This is a genomic window from Variovorax sp. 05L425, assembly GCF_056397705.1.
Map to the genome: position 1 here is coordinate 17,565 of NZ_JBFTNY010000029.1, position 24,937 is coordinate 42,501.

Below are 24,937 nucleotides of genomic sequence, written 5' to 3' on the forward strand. Positions count from 1 at the left end.
GTGGTTGTGAAATCGAATCGACTACTGCTTGCTGGCGCTGCGACGGCGCAGGATGTCTGCATACACGGCGAGGATGATGATCACGCCGGTCACCACGGTCTGCCACTCCTGCGCGACCGAGAGGATGCGCAGGCCGTTGGTGAGCACGCTCATGATGAAGGCGCCGATGATCGTGCCGACGATCGTCCCGGTGCCGCCGCTGAGAGAGGTGCCGCCGATGACCACCGCCGCAATCGCATCCAGTTCATAGCCCTGCCCCAACGCAGGCTGCGCGGAATTCAGGCGCGACGCGATCAGCAGACCCGCAATGCCGCAGATGCCGCCGCTGACCGTGTAGACCAGGATCTTCCAAAATTCAGTGTTGACACCCGACAGGCGCACCGCCTCTTCGTTGCTGCCAAGCGCGAAGGTGTAGCGCCCCAGGATGGTCTTGTTGAGCACGATGCTCGCAACCACGGCCACGAGAAAGAGGATCAGCACCGCATTCGGAATCGGCAGCGCCGGAATGAAATAGCCGATCAGCGAGTCCTGCGAGATCGCCGTGAAGTCCGGTGTGTCGTTGAAGTAGATCGGCTTGGTGCCCGAGATCACGAGGGACAGCCCCTTGAGCAGCATCATCATGCCCAGCGTCGCGATGAAGGGCGGGATCTTGAGCTTGGCAATCAGCATGCCCGAAACGAATCCGGACAACGCGCCGAAGAAGATCGCCGCCGCGATGCCGAGCGCGAGCGGCATGCCCATGTAGGTGAGCACCACGCCGGCCATCACGGCGCAGAAGGTCATCAGCGTGCCCACCGAGAGGTCGATGCCCGCGGTGATGATGACGAAGGTGCAGGCAATGGCCAGCACGCCGTTCACCGCGGTCGATTGCAGGATGCCCACCAGGTTGTCGGTTTGCAGGAACTGCGACGACGCGAGGCTGAAGAACACCATCAACGCGATCAGGCTGGCAAAGGCGAGCAGCTTCTGTCGCGTGGCCGGACGAAAGAGCCGCGCCTTCAGCGAGAAGCCCGGTGCGGCGGCGGTGCTGGTGCTGCCGGCGGTAGGTGTCGTCAAGGCGCGTCTCCGGTTGTGGCGGCTTCGCGCCGGGTGGCGAGCTGCATGATCTTTTCCTGCGAGGCCTCGCGGCCGGCGAGCTCGCCGGTGATGCGGCCTTCGCACATCACGAGCACCCGGTGGCTCACGCGCAAGATCTCGGGCAGCTCCGAAGAGATCATGACGATCGCCTTTCCGCGCGCGGCCAGCGCATTCAGCAGGCGATAGATTTCCGCCTTGGCACCGACATCGATGCCGCGCGTGGGCTCGTCGAAGAAGAGCACGCTGCAGTCGCGCAACAGCCATTTGGCGATCACGATCTTCTGCTGGTTGCCGCCCGACAGCAGCCGCACCGGCTGGCGTACCGAGGGCGTCTTGATGTTGAGCTGCTTGACGTAGCTTTCGCCGGCGGCCTCGATGGCGGCCTGGTCGATGAAGACCCCCATCGACAGGAATCGCTTCATGCTCGGCAGCGCGATGTTGGTTTCCACGTCCATGCCGGTGGCGAGACCGAAATGCTTGCGGTCCTCGGAGAGATAGCCGATGCCGTGCGACACGGCGTCCTCCGGCGACTTGATCGACACCTTCCGGCCTTGAAGCCAGATCTCGCCCGAGTCGACGGTGTCGGCACCAAACACCGCGCGCGCCAGTTCGGTGCGGCCCGCGCCCATGAGGCCGGCGAAACCCAGGATCTCGCCCTTGCGCAGCACGAAGCTGGCATCGCGCACCATCGCGCCACGGTTGATGCCCCTGGCCTCGAGCACGATCTCGTTGCGCGATGTGTCCGGGAAATCGTTCTCGACTTCGGCAAGCTGGCGTCCCACCATCATGGCGATGAGCGAGTCCATCGCCGTGTCGGCCATCGGCACCGTGGCGATGTACTGGCCGTCGCGCATCACGGTCACGCGGTCGGCGATGCGCTTGAACTCGTCCATCTTGTGCGAGATGTAGACGATCGCCACGCCCTGCGATTTCAGCTGGCCGATGATGCGAAACAGGTCGGCCACTTCCTCGTTGTTCAACGCGGCAGTGGGCTCGTCCATGATGAGCACGCGCGAGTTGTGCGACAGCGCCTTCGCAATCTCGACCATCTGCTGTTTGGCCACCGTGAGTTCGCCCACGGGCGTGTCCGGGTCGAGCCGCAGGTTCATGCGCTCGAAGATGCGCCGCGCCTCGACACGCATCGCCTGCTCGTCGATGAAGACACCGAAGCGCCTGCGCGGCTCGCGGCCGATGAAGATGTTCTGTGCGGCGCTCAGATGGTTCATCAGGTTCAGCTCCTGATGAATGATCCCGATGCCCAGGGCCTGCGCAGCGCGCGGGCTCTCGATGTCGACGGGCTGGCCGTCGAAGGTCACCTCGCCGGCGTCCTTGCGGTAGACGCCCGCGAGCACCTTCATCAAAGTGGACTTGCCCGCGCCGTTCTCGCCCATCAGCGCATGCACCTCGCCGGGCAGCAGGTCGAACTGCGCCCTGTCGAGCGCACGCACGCCGGCGAAGGATTTGGTCAGATCACGGATGGTGACGATGGGTTGCGGCATACGATCTCAACCGGTCGTCCGACGACTCTGCCATAGGCCCGAATTGGCCTGACCAGAACAAACCCTTGCTGATCTGCCACCGGGGAATCCGTGCGCCTTGCCTCAGGCGGCGAGAGTCAGCAGTTCCGCGCCTTCGGCGACCTGGTCGCCGGGTGCGTAGAGCAGTTCCTGGACCGTGCCATCGGCGGGCGCGGCGATCGTGTGCTCCATCTTCATGGCCTCCATGACGGCGAGCGGCTGGCCGCGCGTCACCTTGTCGCCAGCCTTGACGGCGAAGGAGACGACCTTGCCGGGCATCGGCGCGGTGAGGCGGCCGCCTTCGGCATGCGTCTCGCCCGCATGCGCCAGTCGATCGACGGTTGTGATGCGTGTCGCGCCGTCCGCCGCGAAGACGTACGCGGTCGATTCGTCTTCATAGACGTTCAACGTGTGGCGGTGGCCGGCGAATTGCAGTTCGATCTCGCCCGAAGGGAAGCTGCCGATTTCGAGGAGTCCCGACACGTCGCCGACGCGCAGCGACAGCGCGCCGTCGTGCAGATAGCGCAACTCGGCGCTCTGCGTTTCGCCGCGGAACTCGAATTCGAAGGGTCGCACCGCGACGCCGTGCAACTGCCAGCCGTCGCGGCGGCTGAACGGATCGGCGGTCGCGGTCGCGGATTCGGCCAGCAACGTGCGCGCGATCGACGCAGCGGCAGCGAGCGGGAGCCCCAGCGGCTCCTGGTCGAAAAGCACCGCGCGCTCGCGTTCGATCAGTGCCGTATCGAGCCTCGCGTTCGCGAATGAATCGGTGCGCAGGATGCCACGCAGGAACTGCACGTTGGTCGCAACGCCCACGATGTGCGTCTGCGCCAGCGCGAGGTCGAGCCGCGCGAGCGCCTCGTCGCGCGTAGCGCCATGCACGATGAGCTTGGCGATCATCGAGTCGTAGAAGGGCGAGATCACGCCGCCTTCGCGCACGCCGTCATCGATGCGCACCCGGCTGCGCTGGAACGCCGTGGCCTGCGGCTTGCGGTAGACGTGAAGCGTGCCGGTGGCGGGCAGGAAGTTGTTGTCCGGGTTCTCGGCGCAGATGCGCGCTTCGATGGCATGGCCGTGGATCTGAAGTTGGTCCTGCTTCAATGGCAATGCTTCACCCGAAGCCACGCGGAGTTGCCATTCAACGAGGTCGAGCCCGGTGATCGCTTCCGTCACCGGATGCTCCACCTGCAGCCGCGTGTTCATCTCCATGAAGAAGAAATTCATCTCCCCTTCGCCGCGCTGCTCGACGATGAATTCCACCGTGCCAGCGCCCACGTAGCTCACGGCACGCGCCGCAGCCACGGCCGCCTCGCCCATCTGCTTGCGCATCGCCTCGGTCATTCCCGGCGCAGGCGCTTCTTCCAGCACCTTCTGGTGGCGACGCTGCACCGAGCAATCGCGCTCGAACAGGTAGACGTAGTTGCCTTTCGTATCGCCGAAGACCTGGATCTCGATGTGACGCGGACGCTGCACGTATTTTTCGATCAGCACCGCGTCATCGCCGAAGCTGTTGATCGCCTCCCGCTGGCACGACGCCAGCGCCGCCGCGAAGTCTCCGGCTTTCTCGACCACGCGCATGCCCTTGCCGCCGCCGCCCGCGCTGGCCTTGATGAGCACGGGGTAGCCGATGCGATCGGCTTCGCGCTGCAGCAGCGCCGGATTCTGGTCGCTGCCGTGATAGCCCGGGACCAGCGGCACGCGGGCCTTTTCCATCAGTTGCTTGGACTCGGCCTTCAGGCCCATCGCCTTGATGGCCGAAGGCGGCGGGCCGATGAAGACCAGGCCGGCATCGGCGCAGGCTTGTGCGAACTCTTCGTTCTCGCTCAGAAAGCCATAGCCGGGATGCACTGCCTCGGCGCCCGTGGCCTTGGCGGCTTCGAGGATCTTTTCCCAGCGCAGGTAGCTGTCCTTGGGTGCGCTGCCGCCGAGGTGGACCGATTCGTCGCAGGCGCGCACATGGTTGGCATGCGCGTCGGCGTCGGAATAGACGGCCACCGTGCGGATCGCCATGCGGCGGGCCGTCGCTGCAACTCTGCATGCGATCTCGCCGCGGTTGGCGATCAGGATCTTCTTAAACATGGTGCGTCTCCGCGGTGAAATCGCCTCGGCACGCTGCGCGTGCCATGCGATGTGGCTTCGCCGCTGCGCCGCTTCGCGACTGGTCACCACGATTGGCAATCAGGATCTTCTTAAACATTCGATGAGTCTCCGGGAGGATTCTTCTTGAGTTGGAACGCGGGCACCACGCCGGGATCGGCACGGCCGCTGAAGATGCGGGCCACGCGGCTGAAAAGCGATTTGAGGAAGCGCCAGCTCTTTCGGATCAGCCAGACGCTGAGCACGAGCACGGCAATGAAGAGCACGCCGAACACCAGGGGATGAGCCACCGCCAGCCACAGCGCTGCGGGCACCATGCCGTCCTCGACCAGAGAGGCGCCGACATTGGTGAAGGGTTCCGGCGACGTATTGATGGCGGCGCGCGTCGTCGCCTTGGCCGCATGCGCGGTGGCCGCAAAGCCGCCGCCAAGCAGCGCTGCGACCAGCGCCATCGCCGTATGGTCCGCGCCGAAAACGCCGGCTGCCAGCGCGGCGCCGGCCGGGATGCGGATCGCCGTGTGAACCATGTCCCAGATCGAATCGAGCCCGGGAATCTTGTCGGCGAAGAATTCGACGAACACCATGAACCCGCTCGCCGCGATGACGACCGGATGCGCCAGCAACTGCAGCCCTTGCGGCAGCGGCAGCCAGCCGAGGTAGCCGGCAAGCCCTGTCAGCAGCACGACCAGGTAGAGCCGCACACCGCTGGCCCAGCCCAATGCGGCGGCGAGCGCCAGCAGTTGGGGCATGTCAAGGGTGTCCATCTTGCGTGGCCTGTTTCAGCCGACGAGCCAGGAGGGCTTGCGCTTCTGCAGGAAGGCCTGGACACCTTCGCGGCCTTCCTCGCTGGCGCGGATGTCGGCAATGCCCTGCACAGTCCTGGCGATCAGTGCATCGTCGATCTCTCGGCCCGCAACATCGGCGATCAGCGTCTTGCAGGCACGCACCGCCGCCGGGCTGGCGCTGGTGAGCGCCTTGACGATCTCCGCGACCTTGGCGTCGAGCGCATCGGCGGCGACCACCTCGTGCACGAAGCCGATGCGATGCGCTTCTGCAGCGGTAAAACGCTCGGCCGTCAGGAACCAGCGCTGCGCGGCGCGCGTGCCCATCGCGCGCAGCACATAGGGGCTGATGGTCGCGGGGATCAGCCCGATCTTGACTTCGCTGAGGCAATACCAGGCCGTGTCGACGCTGACCGCGATGTCGCACGCGGCGACCAGGCCCATGCCGCCCGCATAGACATCGCCTTGCACGCGCGCGATCACCGGCTTCGGGCTCTCGTGGATCGTGCGCAGCATCGCCGCAAGACCGGCCGCGTCGGTCGTGTTTTCCTCGTGCGTGAAATCGGCCGCGCGGCGCATCCAGTTGAGATTCGCACCGGCGCAGAACGCGGGCCCGTTGGCGCCGAGCACGATCACTCGCACATCGGGCGCCGCGCTCGCCTGCGCAAAGGCAACGCCGAGTTCGCGGATGACGACGTCGTCGAAGGCATTGCGCAACTCGGGCCGGTTGAGCCAGATGCGCGCGACGGCGCCTTCGATGGCGAGTTCGAGGGTGGTGAACGATGTGCTCATGATGGGGAACGAGCTTCCTGTTGCAGCAGATAAACCCAGTCCAGCTCCGGTCCGGGATGGACCATTGCCGTCAGCGCGGCCGTCAACTGGCCGCGATGGTGGGTTGCGTGGTTGAAGACATGGCCGAGTGCCGGTGCGAAGGGAATCTGCACCTGCTCACCGTTGTTTCGGGTGTACGCCAACTCGCCGTCGAAGCGGTCCGGCGCCAGCGTTGCGAGCCATGGGCTCCAACGCGTCACGGCTTCGCCGAGTTGCTTGCAGACTTCGGCGCGATCGGTGTGCAATTCGGTGTCGAGCGCGACGCGCAGCGACTTTCCCTCGGCGAAGCGGGAGAACCAGATGTTGTCGGTCAGCAGCAAATGATTGACGGTGCGATGCACGGAGCGAAAGAACAGCCCGCAGTCCCGATACCAGTCGTCGTCGGACAGGCCGTGGAGGTTCGTCCCGATCAGCCTGTGGGTGGCCCAGACGTGATATCGCCCCAGGCTTGCGAAGTAGTTCGGCAGCGTCATGGTCGTTACCTCACATGCGGAAGATGCCGAACTTCGGCTCGGGGATCGGCGCGTTGCGCGCGGCGGCCAGGCCCAGCGCCAGCACGCGGCGCGTGTCGGCCGGGTCGATGATGCCGTCGTCCCACAGTCGCGCGGTCGCGTAGTAGGGATGGCCCTGGGCCTCGTACTGGTTGCGGATTGGCGCCTTGAAGGCCTCTTCTTCCTCGGCGCTCCACTGCCCGCCCTTGCCCTCGATGCCGTCGCGCTTGACAGTGGCGAGCACGCTCGCGGCCTGCTCGCCGCCCATCACGCTGATGCGCGCGTTGGGCCACATCCAGAGAAAGCGCGGCGAGTAGGCCCGGCCGCACATGCCGTAGTTGCCCGCGCCGAAGCTGCCGCCGATGATGATGGTGAACTTCGGCACGCTGGCCGTGGCCACGGCCGTCACCATCTTGGCGCCGTGGCGCGCAATGCCTTCGTTCTCGTACTTGCGGCCCACCATGAAGCCGGTGATGTTCTGCAGGAACACGAGCGGGATCTTGCGCTGGCAGCACAGCTCGATGAAGTGCGCGCCCTTCTGTGCCGATTCGGAGAACAGGATGCCGTTGTTGGCCACGATGCCCACCGGCATGCCCTCGATCTCGGCGAAGCCGCAGACCAGCGTGCTGCCGAAGCGAGACTTGAACTCGTGGAACTCGCTGCCGTCGACGATGCGCGCGATGATCTCGCGCACGTCGAAGGGCTTGCGTGTGTCGACCGGGATGACGCCGTAGAGCTCTTCGGTCGCGAATGCGGGCGGCCGCGGCGTTGCGCTTGCAGAGGCCTTCGCGTCGTTGGCACGAGCGCCTGCGTTGAGATTCGCGACCGCCGTGCGTGCCAGCGCCAGGGCGTGCAGGTCGTTCTGCGCCAGATGATCAGCCACGCCCGACAGCCGCGTGTGCACATCGCCACCGCCGAGGTCTTCCGCCGTGACGACTTCGCCCGTCGCGGCCTTCACGAGCGGCGGGCCGCCCAAGAAGATCGTGCCCTGGTTCTTGACGATGATGCTTTCGTCGCTCATCGCCGGCACATAGGCACCGCCTGCCGTGCAGGAGCCCATCACCACCGCGATCTGCGCGATGCCCTGCGCGCTCATGTTCGCCTGGTTGTAGAAGATGCGGCCGAAGTGATCGCGGTCCGGAAAGACCTCGTCCTGGTTCGGCAGGTTGGCGCCGCCCGAGTCGACGAGGTAGATGCAGGGCAGGCGGTTCTGCTCGGCGATCTCCTGCGCGCGCAGATGCTTCTTGACGGTCATCGGGTAGTAGGTGCCGCCCTTCACCGTCGCGTCGTTGCACACGATCATGCAGTCGACGCCGCTGACGCGGCCGATGCCGGCGATGAGGCCCGCACCGGGCGCCGCGCCGTGGTACATCGCGTGCGCCGCGAGCGGCGCCACTTCGAGAAAAGGCGTGCCGGGGTCGAGCAGTTGCGCGACGCGATCGCGCGGCAGCAATTTGCCGCGCGCCGTGTGCTTGTTGCGTGCGGCCTCGCCGCCGCCGGCTTCGACCTTGGCGAACTGTTCGCGCAGGTCATCGACCAGCGCGCGCATGGCCGTTGCATTGGCCTGGAAGTCGGTCGAGCGCGCGTTGAGTTTCGTATCCAGCTTCATGCAGTCTTGTCCTCATCCAAGCCCAGGCGGCTCTTCATCGCGTCGCGAATCTTGAATTTCTGAATCTTGCCGGTGACGGTCATCGGGAACTCGGTGACGAATTCGATGTACCTCGGCACCTTGTAGTGCGCGATCTGACCTTTGCAGAAGTCGCGGATCTCGTCGGCATTCACGGTCTGCCCCGGCTTGGCGATGACCCAGGCGCAGAGCTCTTCGCCGTATTTCTTGTCGGGCAGGCCCACCACCTGCACGTCCTGCACCTTCGGATGGCGGTAGAGGAACTCCTCGATCTCGCGCGGGTAGATGTTCTCGCCGCCACGAATCACGAGATCCTTGATGCGGCCGACGATGTTGACGTAGCCCTCGGCATCCATCGTGGCGAGGTCGCCGGTGTGCATCCAGCCTTCGCTGTCGATGGCTTCGCGCGTCTTCTCTTCGTCTTCCCAGTAGCCGTGCATGACCGAGTAGCCGCGCGTGCAGAACTCGCCCGACTGGCCGCGCTCGACGAGCTCGCCCGTGGCGGGGTCGATGATCTTGATTTCGAGATGCGGCTGCACCGTGCCCACGGTCGACACGCGCTTTTCGAGCGGCGTGTCGGTCGAGCTCTGGCAGCTCACCGGGCTCGTCTCGGTCATGCCGTAGGCGATCGTGATTTCGCGCAGGTGCATCTGCTCGACCACGCGCTTCATGACTTCGGTCGGGCACGGCGAGCCGGCCATGATGCCGGTGCGCAGTGTCGAGAAGTCGAACTCCTTGAAACGGGGATGGTCCAGTTCCGCGATGAACATCGTGGGCACGCCATGCACGCCGGTGCACTTCTCGTCTTGCACCGTCTGCATCACGGTCAGCGGGTCGAAGCCGTCATTCGGATAGACGATGGTCGAGCCGTGCGTGATGCACGCCAGGTTGCCCAGCACCATGCCGAAGCAGTGATAGAGCGGCACCGGGATGCACAAGCGGTCGGCCGGCGAGAGCTTCATGCATTCGCCGATGAAGAAGCCGTTGTTCAGGATGTTGCGGTGCGTCAGCGTCGCCCCCTTGGGGAAGCCCGTGGTGCCGCTGGTGAACTGGATGTTGATCGGATCGGTCGCCTTCAATGTCTTCGCGACAGTGGCGACCTGCGGGTCGTCGGCCGATCCACTGGCCAGCAAGGCAGAGAAGCGCAACAGCCCCGGCAGCTCGCCGCTATCGGCGTCGGAGTCGATCCACGCCACCGTGCGCAGATGCGGCAGGCGCGCGGCATTCAAGGCACCAGGCTTGGCGCTCGCGAGTTCGGGCGCCAGTTCGCGCAACATCCCGACGTAGTCGCTGGTCTTGAAGGTCTTCATCGTGACCAGCGCCTTGCACGCCACCTTGTTGAGCGCGTATTCGAGCTCCGAGGTGCGATAGGCCGGATTGATGTTGACCAGGATGATCCCGACCTTCGCCGTGGCAAGCTGCATCAGCACCCAGGGCGCGTTGTTGTGCGACCAGATGCCGACGCGATCGCCGGACGCCAGGCCCAGCTTCAGCAAGGCGCTGGCGAGCCGGTTGGCTTCGCGCTGCAGTTCGAGGTAGCTGTAGCGCTTTTTCTCGTGGGCGCTGACCAGCGCTTCGCGGTTGCCCTGTCGCGCGGCCATGTCATCGAAGAAGTCGCCGATGGTCTGCTCGATCAGCGGGATGTCGGTGGCGCCTTGCGCCATGCTGCGCGTCAGGGTCATGGCAGCTCCTTCAGGCTGTTTCCGAAAACAACTCGCGGCCGATCAGCATGCGCCGGATTTCCGACGTTCCCGCGCCGATCTCGTAGAGCTTGGCATCGCGCCACAAGCGCTCGACCGGAAAGTCCTTGGTGTAGCCGACACCGCCGAGCGCCTGGATCGCCTCGCCGGCCATCCACGTGGCCTTCTCCGCCGAGTAGAGGATGGCGCCGGCCGCGTCCTTGCGGAAGGTGCGCGCGTGGTCGTTGCGGTCGCAGGCCTTGCCGACCGCGTAGACGTAGGCGCGCGTGGCCTGCCAGGTCGAATACATGTCGGCGAGCTTGCCCTGCATCAGCTGGAATTCGCCGATGCTCTGGCCGAACTGCTTGCGCTCGTGGACGAAGGGCAGCACGGCATCCATGCAGGCCGCCATGATGCCCAGCGGGCCGCCGGAGAGCACGGCACGCTCGTAGTCGAGCCCGCTCATCAGCACCTTGGCGCCCTGGCCTTCGCCGCCCAGCACGTTTTCCTCGGGCACTTCGCAGTTGTCGAAGAACAGCGGGAAGGTGTTGGAGCCGCGCATGCCGAGCTTGTCGAGCTTGGTGCCGGCCGAGAAGCCCTTGAAGCCCTTCTCGACGATGAAGGCCGTCATGCCGCGCGCGCCCATCTCGGGCTCGGTCTTGGCGTAGATCACCAGCGTGTCGGCGTCGCCGCCGTTGGTGATCCACATCTTGCCGCCGTTGAGCACGTAGCGATCGCCCTTTTTCTCGGCGCGCAGCTTCATGCTGACGACATCGGAGCCCGCGTTGGGCTCGCTCATGGCCAGCGCGCCCACGTGTTCGCCGCTCACCAGCTTGGGCAGGTATTTTTTCTTCTGCGTGTCGCTGCCGTTGCGGTGGATCTGGTTGACGCACAGGTTGGAATGCGCGCCGTACGAAAGGCCCACCGAGGCGGAGGCCCGCGAGACTTCTTCCATCGCCACGATGTGCGCGAGGTAGCCGAGTTCGGTGCCGCCGTATTCCTCTTTCACCGTCATGCCGTGCAGGCCGAGGTCGCCGAGCTTCTTCCAGAGATCGTGCGGAAAGAGGTTGTCGCGATCGATGTCGGCGGCGCGCGGCGCGATTTCCTCGGCGGAAAAGTGCTGGATGGCGTCGCGCAGGGAATCGATGGTTTCGCCCAGGTCGAAGTTCAGGCCGGGATCGTGCATGGGTTGTCTCCTCAGAAGCATCAGCCGCGCGAGATGTTTGTGCGCGGAAAAGCCGCAGCTTACGCCGTGTGTCGTTGCAATTGGCGCCACAATGGTTGCAAATCACGCCACCGACTTCGGCCTCTCCCATGTCCTCATCCCCCTTCCGGAACGCTGGCCGTGCGGCCACGCCGATGGCCTTCGTGAGAGCCATTGTGCTGGGCTACGAGCGCTACGGCATGGACCCCGCGGGCGCCTTGGCGGAGGCACAGATTGCGCCGCATGAGGTGGAAAATCCGCAGGCCAGGGTGACGGCGGTGCAGTTCGAGGCGCTCTCCGGCCACGCGATGCAGGAACTCGACGATGAAGCGCTCGGCTGGTTCTCGCGTCGGCTGCCCTGGGGCACCTACGGCATGCTGTGCCGCGCATCGATCGGGTCGCCCGACCTCGGCGTGGCGATCAAGCGCTGGTGCCGGCACCTCCGGCTGCTGACGGAGGACATCACCCTGGACTTGCACGTGAGCGACGGCACGGCGACGGTGTCGATCACCGAGCATCGGGCGCTGGGCGTGTTCCGGGAGTTCTGCCTCGTATCCAACCTGCGCTTCCTGCATGGCTACGCCTGCTGGGCCGTCGACTCCCGGGTTTCGTTGAGCTCCGCCTCGTTCTCCTTCGAGGCGCCGCCCCATCGCGATGCCTATCCGCTCATGTTCGGCGGCGAATTGCACTTCGGCGCCGACCGCACGAGCTACAGCTTCGATGCACGCTACCTGGCGCTTCCCCTGCAGCGCGACGAGCGGGCGCTCCGGGTCATGCTGCGGCGCGCCTTGCCGCTCACGGTGCTGCAATACCGCCGCGACCGGCTGCTCGGACAGCGCGTGCGCGAACTCTTGCGAAAGCGGGGCGGCGAAGCCGCCACCGCCGACGCCATCGCCGGCCTGCTGAACCTGTCCAGCCGCACCCTGCACCGGCAGTTGCTGGAGGAAGGCGTGTCGCTGCAGACACTGAAGGACGAGGTCCGGCACGAATTGGCTGCGGAACAGTTGCGCCGCACCGAGCGGCCCATCAAGCAGATCGCGCTCGCAGTGGGATTCCGCAATGAGAAAAGCTTTTCTCGTGCATTCCGGGCGTGGGCTGGTGTCACGCCAGGGGCTTTCAGGCGCCGCGACCTGCCGAACGGAAAGCCGGCGACCGGCGCTTGAAGCCCGTAATTCCGGTATGCGAAAAGCCAAAAGTAACGGGATGTCAATCTGTGAACAAATACTCGCCCTGCGCCTGCATGACCATGCATGCCCCGGGAACCCGACAATGGCGCCCCTACGATGCCCGGATGCAGAACTTTCCCGACACCGACAGCGACGACTTTGCGGACCTCATGGACTTCATCGCGACGTCCGGCCGCACGCGCAACGGTGCCTTCGTGACCGAGAACGCCGAAAAACTGGTCAATCAGATGTGGGCCGGCCGCGCGCAGGCCATGACCCAATCCCTCGTCGCCGTGGCCAACGCCGCGATGCACGCCAATCGCTGAAGCCTCCTTTTCGCGGAGCTTCGGCCCCTCCCCCTCTTTCTCCGCCCCCGACCTTCAATTGCCGTTGACGCCCAGCGACTGCCTGAGCGCCTGGAAGTCCGGTGAGCGCTGCAGCGCGCTGCGGCCCGCCGCGATCAGCCGGGTGACTTCCTCATCGCTGATCGAGAACGCCGTCGGAATCTGAAGGAGCCGCAATCGCAGTTCGCCGTCGGCGGCATCGCGCAGATTCACCTGCACCACGTGAATCTCGGCATCGGGCGCGAAAGCGTCGGTGCGGTCGGCGCTGCGGACCTTCAGGTCTTCGCGCCATTGGCGGGCGGTGTCGAGCAGGAATTCCTGCGTCTCCAGGGTCGCGCGCGCGCCGGCACCGAACAAGAGCGTGTCAGCGACTTGCCTGACGCCCGGCAGCCTGTCGCTCCGGTCGATGTTGTTGGCGGGATCGCGCGCCGAGTTGACGCTGATGACCACCAATTTGCGCACGCTGCCGGGCGGAATGCCGACTTCCTCGAAGCTCTGGCGCAGTCCGCCTCCGACCAGCGCACGGTCGAGCAGCCTGCGCACGGCCAGGTTGTCCGCGACGCCGCCGTCCACGAGGTGGATGAAGGGACGACTTTCCCCATCGAGGTAGCTGTTCGCCTGCATGCGAAACATTCGGGCCCGATAGTTGCCGCCCGAGCGTGCAGCGAGCCGCGGCACGATGCCCCTGTTGCGGCAATCCAGTGCGTAGTTCTTCAGCGTCATCGGGCTCAGCAGGATCGGCACTGCCGACGAGGCCGCGACTGCGAATGACAGCGGAACAGTCTGCAGGTCGGAACAGATCAGCTCGAACTGGTCGGCCGTGAACTCGAAGGGCGTGCCCAGCGACATGTCGGTGGCGGCGATCACGAGTTGCGGATGTCGCGGATTGCGCTCCACGTCGGCGTAGGTCTTGCCCTCGTAGATCTCGTCGAGCCGTCGCGCCAGGAGGTGGGTGCGGCCGTACCACGGCGAGGTGAGGTCGTAGAGGCTGCCCGGGCGCAACGCTTGCAAGATCAGGCTGTTCTGAAAATTCTGCCGCAGGAAATCCTGCTCGAAATTCGGCAGCTTCTCGGCGCCGAAGGCCGCGTAATAAGCGGCCAGGATGCTGCCGCCCGACACCCCGCTGATGACGTCGGTGGCGTCGAGCAGGTCTGTGTTGCGGCCGTTCCAGTGGAACCTGGTGTTGTGGAGTTCTTCGAGCACCCCATACCCGAAAGCGGCGGCCCGGGCGCCGCCGCCGGACAGGGTGACAGCCACCAGGATGGTCGGATCCCGACCCGTGGCCCCGGCCACGATGCTGCTCGCCGGTGGATTGTCCGGAAGCGGCTCGTTGAGCCATGGCCTCAGCGACGAACAGCCCGCGACACACGCGATGATCAGGAGACCGCAGACTGCGCGCAGACTCCGCATGCGGCGCCTCAGGCTGGCACGGAGCGCCAGTCGGCGAGCAGCGACGGCAACTGCGCCATGTCGGTGAACACATGCGCGACGCCGACCGCGCGCAGCGCCTCCGGCCCGCTGTGGCCGAGATCGCTCGGGCTGTAGCCGAAGACGGTCGCGCCCGCAGCGACGCCCGCCGTGGCCCCGGTCACGGTGTCCTCCACCACGGCACAGCGCGTGGGGTCCACGCCCAGCGCCGCGGAAGCAGCCAGGTAGACGTCGGGCGCCGGCTTGGACCGGGGCGTTTCGTGGCCGCTGAAGATGCGGCCCTTGAAGCAATCGAGGATGCCGATCTTCTCGAGCTGCAGTTCGACCTTGAACCGATCGGCGCCCGATGCGCAGGCAATGCGGCCGTCCATCGCGGCATGCAATGCACGCGCCGCCTGCGCCGCGCCGGGAATCGCGACCAGGTCACGTTCCAGCGCTTCGTTGCGGCGCAGGCGGAAGCCGTCCAGCCAGTCGGGCGTGATCGCAAAGCCGGTCTGCGCCTCGATCAGCGCGGCCTCGTCCTTGACCGCCTTGCCGGTGAAGATCCGCATCGATTCCTCGACGCTCAATGCCCAGCCCAGTTCGCCGAGCATTTCGGCGAGGACGCGGTTGGTGATGGGTTCGGAGTCGACGAGGACGCCGTCACAGTCAAAGAGGACGGCGTCGAAGGGGATGGAATTCATGGGGGGCCATCCTATCAACGAACCCCCGTACGGTCATTCCGCCTTGCTGTGTATCGGTATGTACATCTCGCCGCCCGCGGCCTTGAACTCGGCCGACTTGCCGGCCATGCCGTCGTCCACCGCCCGCGCCTCGTCGATACCCTTCTGCGCCGCATATTCGCGGACTTCCTGGGTGATCTTCATCGAGCAGAATTTGGGGCCGCACATCGAGCAGAAGTGGGCGACCTTGCTGCTGTCCTTCGGCAGCGTCTCGTCGTGGAATTCGCGCGCGGTGTCGGGGTCGAGGCCGAGGTTGAATTGGTCCTGCCAGCGGAAGTCGAAGCGGGCCTGGGAGAGCGCGTCGTCGCGCGCCCGCGCGCCCGGATGGCCCTTGGCCACGTCCGCGGCGTGCGCCGCGATCTTGTACGCAATGATCCCCTGCTTCACATCGTCGCGGTCGGGCAGCCCGAGATGCTCCTTGGGCGTGACGTAGCACAGCATCGCGGTGCCGAACCAGCCGATCATCGCGGCACCGATCGCACTGGCGATGTGGTCGTAGCCGGGCGCGATGTCGATGGTCAGCGGGCCGAGCGTGTAGAACGGCGCTTCATGGCAGTGCTTGAGCTGCTCGTCCATGTTGGCCTGGATGAGATGCATCGGCACGTGGCCCGGGCCTTCGATCATGGTCTGCACGTCGTGCTTCCACGCGATCTGCGTGAGCTCGCCGAGCGTGCGCAGTTCGGCGAACTGGGCTTCGTCGTTCGCATCCGATGCGCATCCCGGGCGCAGGCCGTCGCCGAGCGAGAAGCTCACGTCGTAGGCCTTCATGATGTCGCAGATGTCTTCGAAGTGCGTGTAGAGGAAGCTTTCCTTGTGGTGCGCGATGCACCACTTGGCCATGATCGATCCGCCGCGCGAGACGATGCCGGTGCGGCGGTCCGCCGTGAGGTGGATGAAGGGCAGGCGCAGCCCCGCATGGATGGTGAAGTAGTCGACGCCCTGCTCGGCCTGCTCGATGAGCGTGTCGCGGTAGATCTCCCAGGTGAGGTCTTCGGCGACGCCGCCGACCTTCTCGAGCGCCTGGTAGATGGGCACCGTGCCGATCGGGACCGGGCTGTTGCGCACGATCCAGTCGCGCGTGGTGTGGATGTTGCGGCCGGTGGAAAGATCCATCACGTTATCCGCGCCCCAGCGGATGGCCCAGACGAGCTTCTCGACCTCTTCCTCGATGCTGGAGGTCACGGCCGAATTGCCGATGTTGGCGTTGATCTTGACCTTGAAGTTGCGGCCGATGCCCATCGGCTCGACTTCGGGGTGGTTGATGTTGGCCGGGATGATGGCGCGGCCGCGTGCGACTTCGTCGCGCACGAACTCGGTCGTGATGATCTTCGGGATGCTCGCACCCATCGGGTTGCCGGCCAGGCGCTTTTCGCGCGCGGCGTCGGCGAGATATTCGGCCATCCACTCGCGGCGGCCGTTCTCGCGGAGGGCCACGTATTCCATCTCGGGCGTGACGATGCCGCGGCGTGCGTAGTGCATCTGCGTGACGTTGCCGCCCGCCTTGGCGCGGCGCGGCGTGCGCTGCAGTGCGGCGGCGCCGGCGCGCAGTTCGGCGATGCGCTGGGCATCGCGGTCGGCGTTGGTGGCGCCATCGTCGAGCGCCAGGTGCAGGCGGCCTTCGTAACTTTCGGTGTCGCTGCGTTCGGCGATCCACGCGTCACGCACGCCGGGAAGGCCGCGTCGCACGTCGATGTCGGCGGCTGGATCGGTGTAGGGGCCGGAAGTGTCGTAAAGCGATACGCGCTCGCCGTTGGTGAGCAGCACTTCGCGCACAGGCACGCGCAGATCGGACCGGCTGCCGGTGATCACGCGCTTGGTCGAAGCAGGAAAGGGCTCACGCGTGAGCGTGAGGAGGGAGGCGAACTTGTCGACGGCATTCATGCGGGGCACTCCTGGTTGTGGGACAACGGGTGCTCCGCGATCGCTCCGGGCGGTATCGGTCCATGGAAGACGGACGGGATACCGTGGAGTCGCAGCTCTTCTTACGCTGGTATGAACCAGATCAAGTTCGCGGGTTCGGCCGCTTGGCCATCTCAGTACGCATCTGCGTGCACCCCGGAGCGGGGACGATTCTAGGCCCAGCCCGGGACGGGGATCAAGCAGGATTGACGACGGCCATCGGCGCATCGGCCAACAGAGCCCCTTCGCCGGACTGCGCTGCCCACGCATCCAGGCCGCCAGTGAGCACGCGCACACGGGTCATTCCGGCGGTCCGCAGCACCCGCGCTGCCGCGATGGCGGAGCCGTCGTCGGGGCAGTCGCAGAAGACGACAAGCTCGCGTCCGTCCGTGAATGCATCGAGCCGCTTCGGAAGCTGCTTGAGCGCAATGCCGAGGGCGCCGGGAATGGCGCGATCGTCGAGCGCGCGTGCCTCGTCGGAACGCACGTCGATCAGCGTGAGCCCCGCGCCCGCCGTCAGCGCCGCGCGCAGCGCCGCGACTTCGATGCGCTCGATGTCATCGGAGCGCAAGGCCATGCGACGTTTCTGATAGCGCCACAGCACGAATGCGGCAAGCAGCAGCGCGCAGATCACCGTCGCCGCCACGCCGATGCTGGAAAGCACCGACAACACATCCTGGATGGCGGCGTGGAACACGCGGCCGATCAGCAGGAAGCCCAGCGTCCAGATCAACGCGGCCACGGTCTCGTAGGACAGGAACCGGGTGTTCGACATCCCCAGCGCACCCGCCATCGGCGGCGCAACCACTGACACCCCCGGCACGAACTTCGCCGCGATCAACGACCAGCCGCCCCAGCGACCGATGATGGATTCGCTTTGCCTGACGCACGAGTCAGGCGACAGCGAAATGCGGCACAACAGCCGCATGACGCGATAGCCCCAGCGCCGCCCGGCGATGAACCAGACGCCATCGCCCAGGATGTTGCCGAGCACTGCAGCCACCGTCACCGCCAGGAAAGAGACCTGCCCGCCGACCGTGAGGCCGCCGGCGACGATCAGGAAAGGCACCGCCGGCACCGGCGCACCCAGGCGCGTCGCCAGGGTGGCGACGAACACCAGGGCGGGGCCCTGACTGGCGAGGAGCGCGACGAATTCGTTCATGGCGGGAATATGGCGTTGATCTCAATCGATGGCGGGCCGCTATTGCGCAGGTTTCGCTGCGGCCGGGGCAGGCGCCGCAGCGGGTGCGCCGCGCAGGTCGACGTCGGAAAAATAGGAAATCCCGTGAGCCTTGGTGTTGTCCGCGTCGGCTTGAATCGCGACGCCCACCACGTCCGGCAGCAAATCGCCCGCCTCGCCGCCGAAGGCTCGCTTGTAGTCGGCCTGCAGGTTGCGGCGCTCGGTCAGCCAGCCGCCTGCCTTGTCGGTCGCGCCCGATTCGATCACGTCCATGCGAATGCGCTTGGTGAAGGCGTTGTCGAATTCGCTGCCCTTGCTTTCCTTGACGTCCCAGACGTAGCACAGGGTTTCGGTGGGCACCGCTTCGCCGGTCGAGCCTTTCGCCAGCGCCAGCTTGGTGCGCTCGCCCACCGACAGCCGGTCAGACGGGAAGTCGAAGAAGACACAGATCTTGGCCGCGCCGTCGTCGCCGCCCTTGGTGCGCAGATCGGCACCTTCCACGAATTCCTCGACCTTCCAGCGCCAGGCGAGCGTGGCCTCGTCATTGAGCTGAACCCGCGTGGGATGGACCAGGTTGCCGTAGGACTTGTCGGCATCGACCTTGAGCACCTTCTGGCCATCGAGCTGCGTGATCTCGAACTTCGTCGGCGCCTTGTTGGGCAAGGTCGTGAAGCGCCACGGCGCGGGCGCCTGCGGACCCGGCGCGGTCGAGAACGGCGTCAACACGCCCTCGGCGCGCGCGGCCGAGGCCGCCATGCAGAGCAGCGCGGCCGCAGCAGGCAGCGCCGCCGCGGTGATCGAATGCCGTCCGCGTCCAAACCGGAATCTCGTGTTGTCCATGGCTGGCCTCTATGGCTGGTGGTTGGGAAATGGGCGCCATGCGCCCGCCGACACGGAGTGTGATCCAGGCGCGCCGCAAGATAAATACCCCATCGGGAATCGCTCTGTCTCCCGCCAGCACACAATCGCCCGGCGCTACGTCATCGATAGCACCATCCGCAGGCGCTACGCCAGCGCCGGCTTCATCGACCCGATCGGTCAGCCCAGGTCGCCGTCGACGTAGAACCAGCGATCGTGGGCCCCGTCGATTTCGCGGACGAAGCGGCTGCGCTCGTGCAGCCGGGTCGCCACGCCGGCGCTGCTGCGCTGGCGGGCGACGAATTCGACCTCCGCATGGTCGGCGTCGAGCACCGAGCGCGAGCGCACATCGAGGCCAAGCCATTTGACGCCCACCTCGAAACTGACCGTTGCCGGACGCGTCGAGGGGTGCCAGGTCGCAAGCAGGTAGTCGGCGCGCTCGCGGACGAAGGCCGTGTAGCGCGAGCGCATGAGCGATTCGGCGTCGGGGGCCGGCGTATTGTCGAAATCGTCGACGTAGCGACCGCAGCACTGGCCGTAGACGAGCGGCAGCTCCCTCCGGTCGCGGCGCCCGCAGGGACAGGGAATACGGGCAGGGTCGGGTGCGGGCATGGGGGATGTTGGCGAGGGGTTCAGCGCGTATTGTGCAGACCCCCGCATAAACCCTTAGGCCAACGCGCGCTGAATCAGCAGCTTCTGGATGTCCGAAGTGCCTTCATAGATCTGGCACACACGCACGTCGCGGTAGATGCGCTCGAGCGGAAAGTCGTTGACGTAGCCGTAGCCGCCCAGCGTCTGGATCGCCGCGCTGCACACGCGCTCGGCCATCTCGCTCGCGAAGAGCTTGGCCATCGCTGCCTCCTTGAGACATGGCCGGCCGGCATCGCGCAGGCTCGCGGCATGCCAGATCAGCTGGCGCGCCGCTTCGATCTGCGTGGCGCAATCGGCCAGCCGGAAGCCCACCGCTTGCTGGTCGAAGATCGCGCCGCCGAAAGCCTGGCGCTCCTTGGCGTAGGCAACGGCCACGTCGAAAGCGCTGCGCGCCATGCCCACGCTCTGGGCGGCGATGCCGATGCGGCCGCCTTCCAATGCACCGAGGGCGATCTTGTAGCCTTCGCCTTCCTGTCCGATCAGGTTCTCGGCCGGAATGCGGCAGCCGTCGAAGTTGATCTGCGCGGTGTCGCTCGAGTGCTGGCCGAGCTTGTCTTCAAGGCGCGCGACGTTGTAGCCCGGCGCGTCGGTCGGCACGATGAAGGCGCTCATGCCGCGCTTTCCCGCGGCCTTGTCGGTGACCGCGATCACGATCGCGACCTGCCCGTTCTTGCCGCTGGTGATGAACTGCTTGACGCCGTCGATCACCCAGCCTTCGCGGTCCTTGCGCCCCGTGGTGCGCAGCGACGATGCATCGCTGCCGGCCTGCGGCTCGGTCAGACAGAACGCACCGAGCATCTGACCTCGCGCCAGCGGCTGCAGCCACTTCTTCTTCTGCTGCGCGTTGCCGTAGCGCATGAGGATGGCATTGACCGGGCAGTTGGTGACGCTGATCGCGGTGCTGGTGCCGCCGTCGCCGGCAGCGATTTCTTCCAGCACCAGCGCAAGCGTCAGGTAGTCGAGCCCCGCGCCGCCGTCTTCTTCCGGCACGCAGATGCCGTAGGCGCCGAGTGCCGCCAGGCCGGTGTGCGCCTCCTTCGGAAAGCTGTGCTCGCGGTCCCAGCGCGGCGCATTGGGCCAGAGTTCGGCTTGTGCGAATTCGCGCACGGCGTCGCGAATCGCTTCCTGGTCAGTGGTTAGCAGCATGTCTTCAGAGGAGTTCGATCGCCACCGCGGTGCCTTCGCCACCGCCGATGCACAGCGTCGCGACGCCGCGCTTCTTGCCACGCTGCTGCAGCGCATGGATCAGCGTGACCATGACGCGCGCGCCGCTCGCACCGATCGGATGACCGAGCGCGCAGGCGCCGCCGTGCACGTTGACGATCTCGTGCGGCACCGAGAGCTCATGCATCAGCGCCATGGGCACCACGGCGAAGGCCTCGTTGACTTCCCAGAGATCGACGTCCTTCACGCCCCAGCCGGTCTTCTTGAAGAGCTTGGCGACTGCGCCGACCGGTGCGGTCGAGAACCACTCCGGCTGCTGCGCATGCGTGGCATGGCCGACGAGTCGCGCGATGGGCTTCGCGCCGTACTTCTTCGCGGTGCTCTCGGTCATCATCACCAGCGCGGCGGCGCCGTCGTTGATCGACGAGCTCGATGCGGCGGTGATGGTGCCGCCATCCTTCTTGAAGGCGGGCTTGAGCGTCGGGATCTTGTCGAGCTTGACCTTGCCAGGGCCTTCGTCGATGTCGATCACCGTCTCGCCGCCACGGCCCTTCACCGTCACTGCCGCGATCTCGGCCTTGAACGCGCCCGACGACGTCGCAGCCTTGGCGCGCTCGACGCTGGCAATGGCGAAAGCATCCTGCTGCTCGCGCGTGAACTTGTACTTGGCCGCGCAGTCCTCGCCGAAGGTGCCCATCGAACGGCCCGGCTGGTAGGCGTCTTCGAGGCCGTCGAGCATCATGTGGTCGAAGATGCGGTCATGGCCCATGCGATAGCCGCCACGGCCCTTGAGCATGAGGTAGGGCGCGTTGGTCATGCTCTCCATGCCGCCGGCGACCATGACTTCGTGCGTGCCCGCGAGCAGCATGTCGTGCGCGAGCATCGCCGCCTTCATCGCGGATCCGCACATCTTGCTGAGCGTCACCGCGCCAGCGCTGTCGGGCAAACCGCCCTTGTAGGCCGCCTGGCGTGCCGGCGCCTGGCCCTGGCCCGCCATGAGGCAATTGCCGAACAGCACCTCGCCGACGCTGTCGGCCGAGATGCCTGCGCGCTCGACAGCGGCCTTGATGGCGACGCCGCCGAGGTCATGCGCCGCGAGAGAAGAAAAGTCGCCCTGGAAGCCGCCCATTGGGGTACGGGCTGCGCCGACGATCACGATCGATTCGCTCATGGAGATGCTCCTTCAGTGGTCTTGAAAAGTTGTCAGAAATAGGGGTTGTGACTGTCGTGACGAAAGCGGTGTGCCTCGTCATAGGGAAACACGTCCAGCATGTGGCCCGCCTGGATGCGCTGCTTGTGGCTCTGCCAGAAGGCCGCGTCGAGCAGGTCGGCGTGGTGTGCCATGAAGGCTTCACGCACACTTGCGTTGCCGAGCAGGAAAGGCCCGAAGGTCTCCGGAAAGACATCCTTGGGGCCGACCGAATACCAGACCTCGCCGCTCATCTCTTCCTCTTCGTTGTGCGGTGTCGGCACCTTGCGGAAGTTGCAGTCGGTGAGGTATTCGATCTCGTCGTAGTCGTAGAACACGACCTTGCCGCCACGCGTGACGCCGAAGTTCTTGAACAGCATGTCGCCCGGAAAGATGTTGGCGGCCACCATGTCCTTGATCGCATTGCCGTACTCGATCACCGCATGCTCGAGTTGCTTGCTCGCGCGATGGGCGTGATCGGGGTGATCGAGCTGGTCGAATGCCTCCTGCAGGTAGATGTTGAGCGGAATCATGCGGCGCTCGATGTAGACGTGCTTGACCACGACTTCCATCTCCCCATTCCCGTCGCGGTCGCCGATCTCGAGCTGGCTGGGCGCGAACTTCCTGATCTCCTCGATCAGTTCGGGCTCGAAACGGTCCATCGGAAAGCCCACGTCGCTGTACTCCAGCGTGTCGGCCATGCGCCCCACCCGGTCGTGCTGCTTCACCAGCATGTACTTGCTCTTGATCTGCTCGCGCGTGGTGTCCTTCTGGGGCGGAAAGAAGTCCTTGATGAGCTTGAACACGTACGGAAAGGACGGCAGGTCGAACACCAGCATCACCATGCCCTTGATGCCCGGCGCGCTGCGAAACTTGTCGGTCGAATAGTTCAGGTGATAGAGAAAGTCGCGGTAGAAAAGCGTCTTGCCCTGCTTGGCGAGTCCCAGCGCGTTGTAGATCTCGGCGCGCGGCTTCCTGGGCATCAGTGATCGCAGGAATTGCACGTACGCGGAAGGCACTTCCATGTCGACCATGAAATACGCGCGCGCGAAGCTGAAGAGCATCTGCAGGTCTTCTTCGCCGAAGAGCGTTGCATCGACGTAGAACTTGCCTTTTGCGTCGTGCAGGATCGGCAGCGAAAAGGCCAACTCGGTGAACCCGTTGATGATCTTGCCGACCACGTACGCACCCTTGTTCCGATAGAACAGCCCCGACAGCACCTGCACCTGGAAATTGGCACGCAGCTTGACCTGGTGATAGCGCCCGAGGATCGTGGCCGCCACGCGCTCCGCATCGCGGCGCATGTTGGCGTAGCCGCCTTGCAGCGCGTAGTCCTCCAGGATGCACTCGATCGTATCGGCCAGCGTTTCCTGCGCCGGGTAGTACGCACGGTAGGTCGGCGCCCCGCGCGGCTCGAGGTACTCCGTGCTGATGGCTGGCCGCACGAAGATGAAGTCGTTCTGGAAGTACGCCCGATGCAGGATCTTGGTGGTCACCGAGTTGAAGAAGGTCTCGGCCAACTCCGGCTGGTGGTGTTCGACCAGAAGGCCGATGAAGTGCAGCTTGACCTGGTGCCAGACGTCCATCGGCTGCTCGCCCGCCTTGAATTCCTTCTCGAGCCGCGCCACCGCTTCGTTCACGCGCAGGTCGTAGAACTCGATGCGCTCCCGCTGCGCGCGCTGTTGCCCATGCCAGTCCGCGGTCTCGAAACGATGCTTGGCACGCGCCGATTCGGCCCGAAAGAGCCTGTAGTGCCGGTCGAAGCCGTCGCGCATCGCCTTGGCGATGTCGTAGGCAAGCGGCGAATCGAGGCGCTGCGGGAACATGTCTTCCGGCGACTACTTGATGTATTCGGAAGGGGATGCTTCGGCCGGCTTGCTCCACTTGTAGCGGATGCGCTGCACCGCGGCGCGGTACTGGTTCTCGATCGGCTTGCTGCCGTCGACCGTGATCTCGAGGTCCTGGATGAGACCGTCGTGCACGCCGAACGCCCAGCCGTGGATGGTGACGGCCTGGCCGCGGCTCCATGCGTCGACCATCACCGTGCTGACAGACACGTTGACCACCTGCTCGGCGACGTTCAGTTCGCACAGCGCATTGGCGCGGGACGCTTCGGGCAGCGTCTCCAGCATCACGCGATGCCGGTCGCGCACGTCCTGGATGTGACGCAGCCAGTTGTCGGCAATGCCGATGCGCGCGCCTTCGAGCGCCGCCTGCACGCCCGAGCAGCCGTAGTGGCCGACCACCATGATGTGCTTCACCTTCAGGCGCTCGACGGCGAACTGGATCGCCGACAGCGCGTTGAGGTCGGAGTGCACCACGATGTTCGCGACATTGCGATGCACGAACACCTCGCCCGGCTCCAGGCCGGTGATCTGGTTGGCCGGCACGCGGCTGTCGGAGCAGCCGATCCACATGTAGCGCGGGGTCTGCTGCTTCACCAGGCTGGTGAAGAAGCCGGGCCGGTCGCGCTCCATGCGCGCGGACCATGAACGGTTGTGGGCGAACAGGTCGTCGAGGTTGTCGGGTGCGTTTTCCATGATCGATTTCGAATGAATTGAATGTTTTGAATGGTGGGACGGGGTGTTCAACGCGCCTTCGGCTTGGCGGCGCGCGCGAGCGCGGCACGCGCCTGCTTTTCCTGCTCGCGGATCTCGTCGATATTGGCCTGCACTTCGGCCAACTGCGCTTCCAACTGCTCGCGATGGGTGCCGAGCACGCCCAGGAAGCGCTGCAACTGCAACGCCGTGTCGCGCGGACTGTCGTACATGTCGAGGATTTCCTTCACCTCCGTCAGCTTCAATCCGAGACGCTTGGCACGCAAGGTGAGCGTCAGGCGGGTGCGGTCGCGCGGGGTATAGATACGCTGCAGGCCCGCTCGCCGAGGCGCGAGCAAGCCCATGTCCTCATAGAAGCGGATCGCCCGCGTGGTGAGGTCGAACTCCTTGGCGAGCTCGCTGATGGTGAAGGTTTGCGACTGCATGAGAATGGCGGAAAACGGTTGTGACAGCAGGTTGAAGCGGCACTGCCT

22 protein-coding genes and 1 riboswitch are annotated in these 24,937 nt (G+C 65.5%); of the genes, 2 read left to right on the top strand and 20 right to left on the bottom strand.

The window, feature by feature from the left end; translation table 11 throughout:
• Positions 1-21: 21 nt before the first annotated feature.
• The 9 genes from AC1DN9_RS25585 to AC1DN9_RS25625 all read right to left on the bottom strand — a co-directional run bounded on the left by AC1DN9_RS25585 (position 22) and on the right by AC1DN9_RS25625 (position 11,287).
• On the bottom strand, positions 22-1,056 hold the full coding sequence (locus tag AC1DN9_RS25585; protein ID WP_478104674.1) for an ABC transporter permease: 1,035 nt from the start codon (positions 1,054-1,056) through the stop codon (positions 22-24).
• Entirely contained in the window at positions 1,053-2,576 is a 1,524-nt protein-coding gene (locus AC1DN9_RS25590; protein ID WP_478104675.1) for a sugar ABC transporter ATP-binding protein, read from the bottom strand. The genes AC1DN9_RS25585 and AC1DN9_RS25590 overlap by 4 nt, the downstream gene beginning before the upstream one ends.
• Before the next feature lie 102 nt (positions 2,577-2,678).
• Positions 2,679-4,673, bottom strand: coding sequence for an acetyl/propionyl/methylcrotonyl-CoA carboxylase subunit alpha (locus AC1DN9_RS25595; RefSeq protein ID WP_478104677.1), 1,995 nt, complete (start codon positions 4,671-4,673; stop codon positions 2,679-2,681).
• Between the two features lie 110 nt (positions 4,674-4,783).
• Complete coding sequence (locus AC1DN9_RS25600) at positions 4,784-5,455, bottom strand: DUF4126 domain-containing protein (RefSeq protein ID WP_478104679.1); 672 nt, start codon at positions 5,453-5,455, stop codon at positions 4,784-4,786.
• A 15-nt stretch (positions 5,456-5,470) separates the two neighbouring features.
• The gene (locus AC1DN9_RS25605; RefSeq protein ID WP_478104681.1) at positions 5,471-6,265 is read right to left on the bottom strand and encodes an enoyl-CoA hydratase/isomerase family protein; all 795 of its coding nucleotides are present in this window, start codon (positions 6,263-6,265) and stop codon (positions 5,471-5,473) included.
• Positions 6,262-6,777 (bottom strand): DinB family protein, encoded by a 516-nt coding sequence (locus AC1DN9_RS25610; protein ID WP_478104683.1) that lies wholly within the window; start codon positions 6,775-6,777, stop codon positions 6,262-6,264. Before AC1DN9_RS25610 ends, AC1DN9_RS25605 begins: the two co-directional genes overlap by 4 nt.
• 10 nt (positions 6,778-6,787) lie before the next feature.
• The gene (locus tag AC1DN9_RS25615; protein WP_478104684.1) at positions 6,788-8,404 is read right to left on the bottom strand and encodes a carboxyl transferase domain-containing protein; all 1,617 of its coding nucleotides are present in this window, start codon (positions 8,402-8,404) and stop codon (positions 6,788-6,790) included.
• Positions 8,401-10,104 carry an AMP-binding protein gene (locus tag AC1DN9_RS25620; protein ID WP_478104685.1) on the bottom strand — a complete coding sequence of 568 codons (1,704 nt, stop codon included), beginning with the start codon at positions 10,102-10,104 and terminating at the stop codon, positions 8,401-8,403. The genes AC1DN9_RS25615 and AC1DN9_RS25620 overlap by 4 nt, the downstream gene beginning before the upstream one ends.
• Before the next feature lie 10 nt (positions 10,105-10,114).
• The gene (locus AC1DN9_RS25625; protein WP_478104687.1) at positions 10,115-11,287 is read right to left on the bottom strand and encodes an isovaleryl-CoA dehydrogenase; all 1,173 of its coding nucleotides are present in this window, start codon (positions 11,285-11,287) and stop codon (positions 10,115-10,117) included.
• Positions 11,288-11,415: 128 nt separating this feature from the next.
• Between AC1DN9_RS25625 and AC1DN9_RS25630 the strand changes: the two genes are divergently transcribed.
• Both AC1DN9_RS25630 and AC1DN9_RS25635 read left to right on the top strand, forming a co-directional pair.
• Positions 11,416-12,468 carry an AraC family transcriptional regulator gene (locus AC1DN9_RS25630; RefSeq protein ID WP_478104688.1) on the top strand — a complete coding sequence of 351 codons (1,053 nt, stop codon included), beginning with the start codon at positions 11,416-11,418 and terminating at the stop codon, positions 12,466-12,468.
• A gap of 128 nt (positions 12,469-12,596) precedes the next feature.
• A complete protein-coding gene (locus tag AC1DN9_RS25635) occupies positions 12,597-12,797 on the top strand; it encodes a hypothetical protein (protein ID WP_478104689.1) in 201 nt (66 codons plus the stop codon).
• A gap of 54 nt (positions 12,798-12,851) precedes the next feature.
• On the opposite strand, the gene AC1DN9_RS25640 is transcribed toward AC1DN9_RS25635, so the two are convergent.
• The 11 genes from AC1DN9_RS25640 to AC1DN9_RS25690 form a co-directional block, all read right to left on the bottom strand.
• Positions 12,852-14,225, bottom strand: a complete 1,374-nt coding sequence (locus tag AC1DN9_RS25640; protein WP_478104690.1) for a patatin-like phospholipase family protein — start codon at positions 14,223-14,225, stop codon at positions 12,852-12,854.
• Positions 14,226-14,233: 8 nt separating this feature from the next.
• Positions 14,234-14,926 carry an HAD family hydrolase gene (locus tag AC1DN9_RS25645; protein ID WP_478104692.1) on the bottom strand — a complete coding sequence of 231 codons (693 nt, stop codon included), beginning with the start codon at positions 14,924-14,926 and terminating at the stop codon, positions 14,234-14,236.
• A 33-nt stretch (positions 14,927-14,959) separates the two neighbouring features.
• Positions 14,960-16,846, bottom strand: coding sequence for a phosphomethylpyrimidine synthase ThiC (gene thiC, locus AC1DN9_RS25650; protein ID WP_478104694.1), 1,887 nt, complete (start codon positions 16,844-16,846; stop codon positions 14,960-14,962).
• Between the two features lie 81 nt (positions 16,847-16,927).
• Positions 16,928-17,033: riboswitch (TPP riboswitch) on the bottom strand.
• Between the two features lie 27 nt (positions 17,034-17,060).
• On the bottom strand, positions 17,061-18,026 hold the full coding sequence (locus tag AC1DN9_RS25655) for a VTT domain-containing protein (RefSeq protein ID WP_478104696.1): 966 nt from the start codon (positions 18,024-18,026) through the stop codon (positions 17,061-17,063).
• 39 nt (positions 18,027-18,065) lie between these two features.
• Entirely contained in the window at positions 18,066-18,884 is an 819-nt protein-coding gene (locus tag AC1DN9_RS25660; protein ID WP_478104697.1) for a DUF3047 domain-containing protein, read from the bottom strand.
• Positions 18,885-19,082: 198 nt separating this feature from the next.
• On the bottom strand, positions 19,083-19,514 hold the full coding sequence (locus AC1DN9_RS25665; RefSeq protein WP_478104698.1) for a YchJ family protein: 432 nt from the start codon (positions 19,512-19,514) through the stop codon (positions 19,083-19,085).
• 54 nt (positions 19,515-19,568) lie between these two features.
• A complete protein-coding gene (locus AC1DN9_RS25670) occupies positions 19,569-20,699 on the bottom strand; it encodes an acyl-CoA dehydrogenase family protein (protein ID WP_478104699.1) in 1,131 nt (376 codons plus the stop codon).
• A gap of 4 nt (positions 20,700-20,703) precedes the next feature.
• Complete coding sequence (locus AC1DN9_RS25675; RefSeq protein ID WP_478104701.1) at positions 20,704-21,888, bottom strand: acetyl-CoA C-acyltransferase; 1,185 nt, start codon at positions 21,886-21,888, stop codon at positions 20,704-20,706.
• A 32-nt stretch (positions 21,889-21,920) separates the two neighbouring features.
• Positions 21,921-23,732 (bottom strand): bifunctional isocitrate dehydrogenase kinase/phosphatase, encoded by a 1,812-nt coding sequence (gene aceK, locus AC1DN9_RS25680; protein ID WP_478104702.1) that lies wholly within the window; start codon positions 23,730-23,732, stop codon positions 21,921-21,923.
• 12 nt (positions 23,733-23,744) lie between these two features.
• Positions 23,745-24,446, bottom strand: a complete 702-nt coding sequence (gene can, locus AC1DN9_RS25685; protein WP_478104703.1) for a carbonate dehydratase — start codon at positions 24,444-24,446, stop codon at positions 23,745-23,747.
• 47 nt (positions 24,447-24,493) lie between these two features.
• Complete coding sequence (locus tag AC1DN9_RS25690; RefSeq protein ID WP_478104705.1) at positions 24,494-24,889, bottom strand: MerR family transcriptional regulator; 396 nt, start codon at positions 24,887-24,889, stop codon at positions 24,494-24,496.
• Positions 24,890-24,937: the final 48 nt, after the last annotated feature.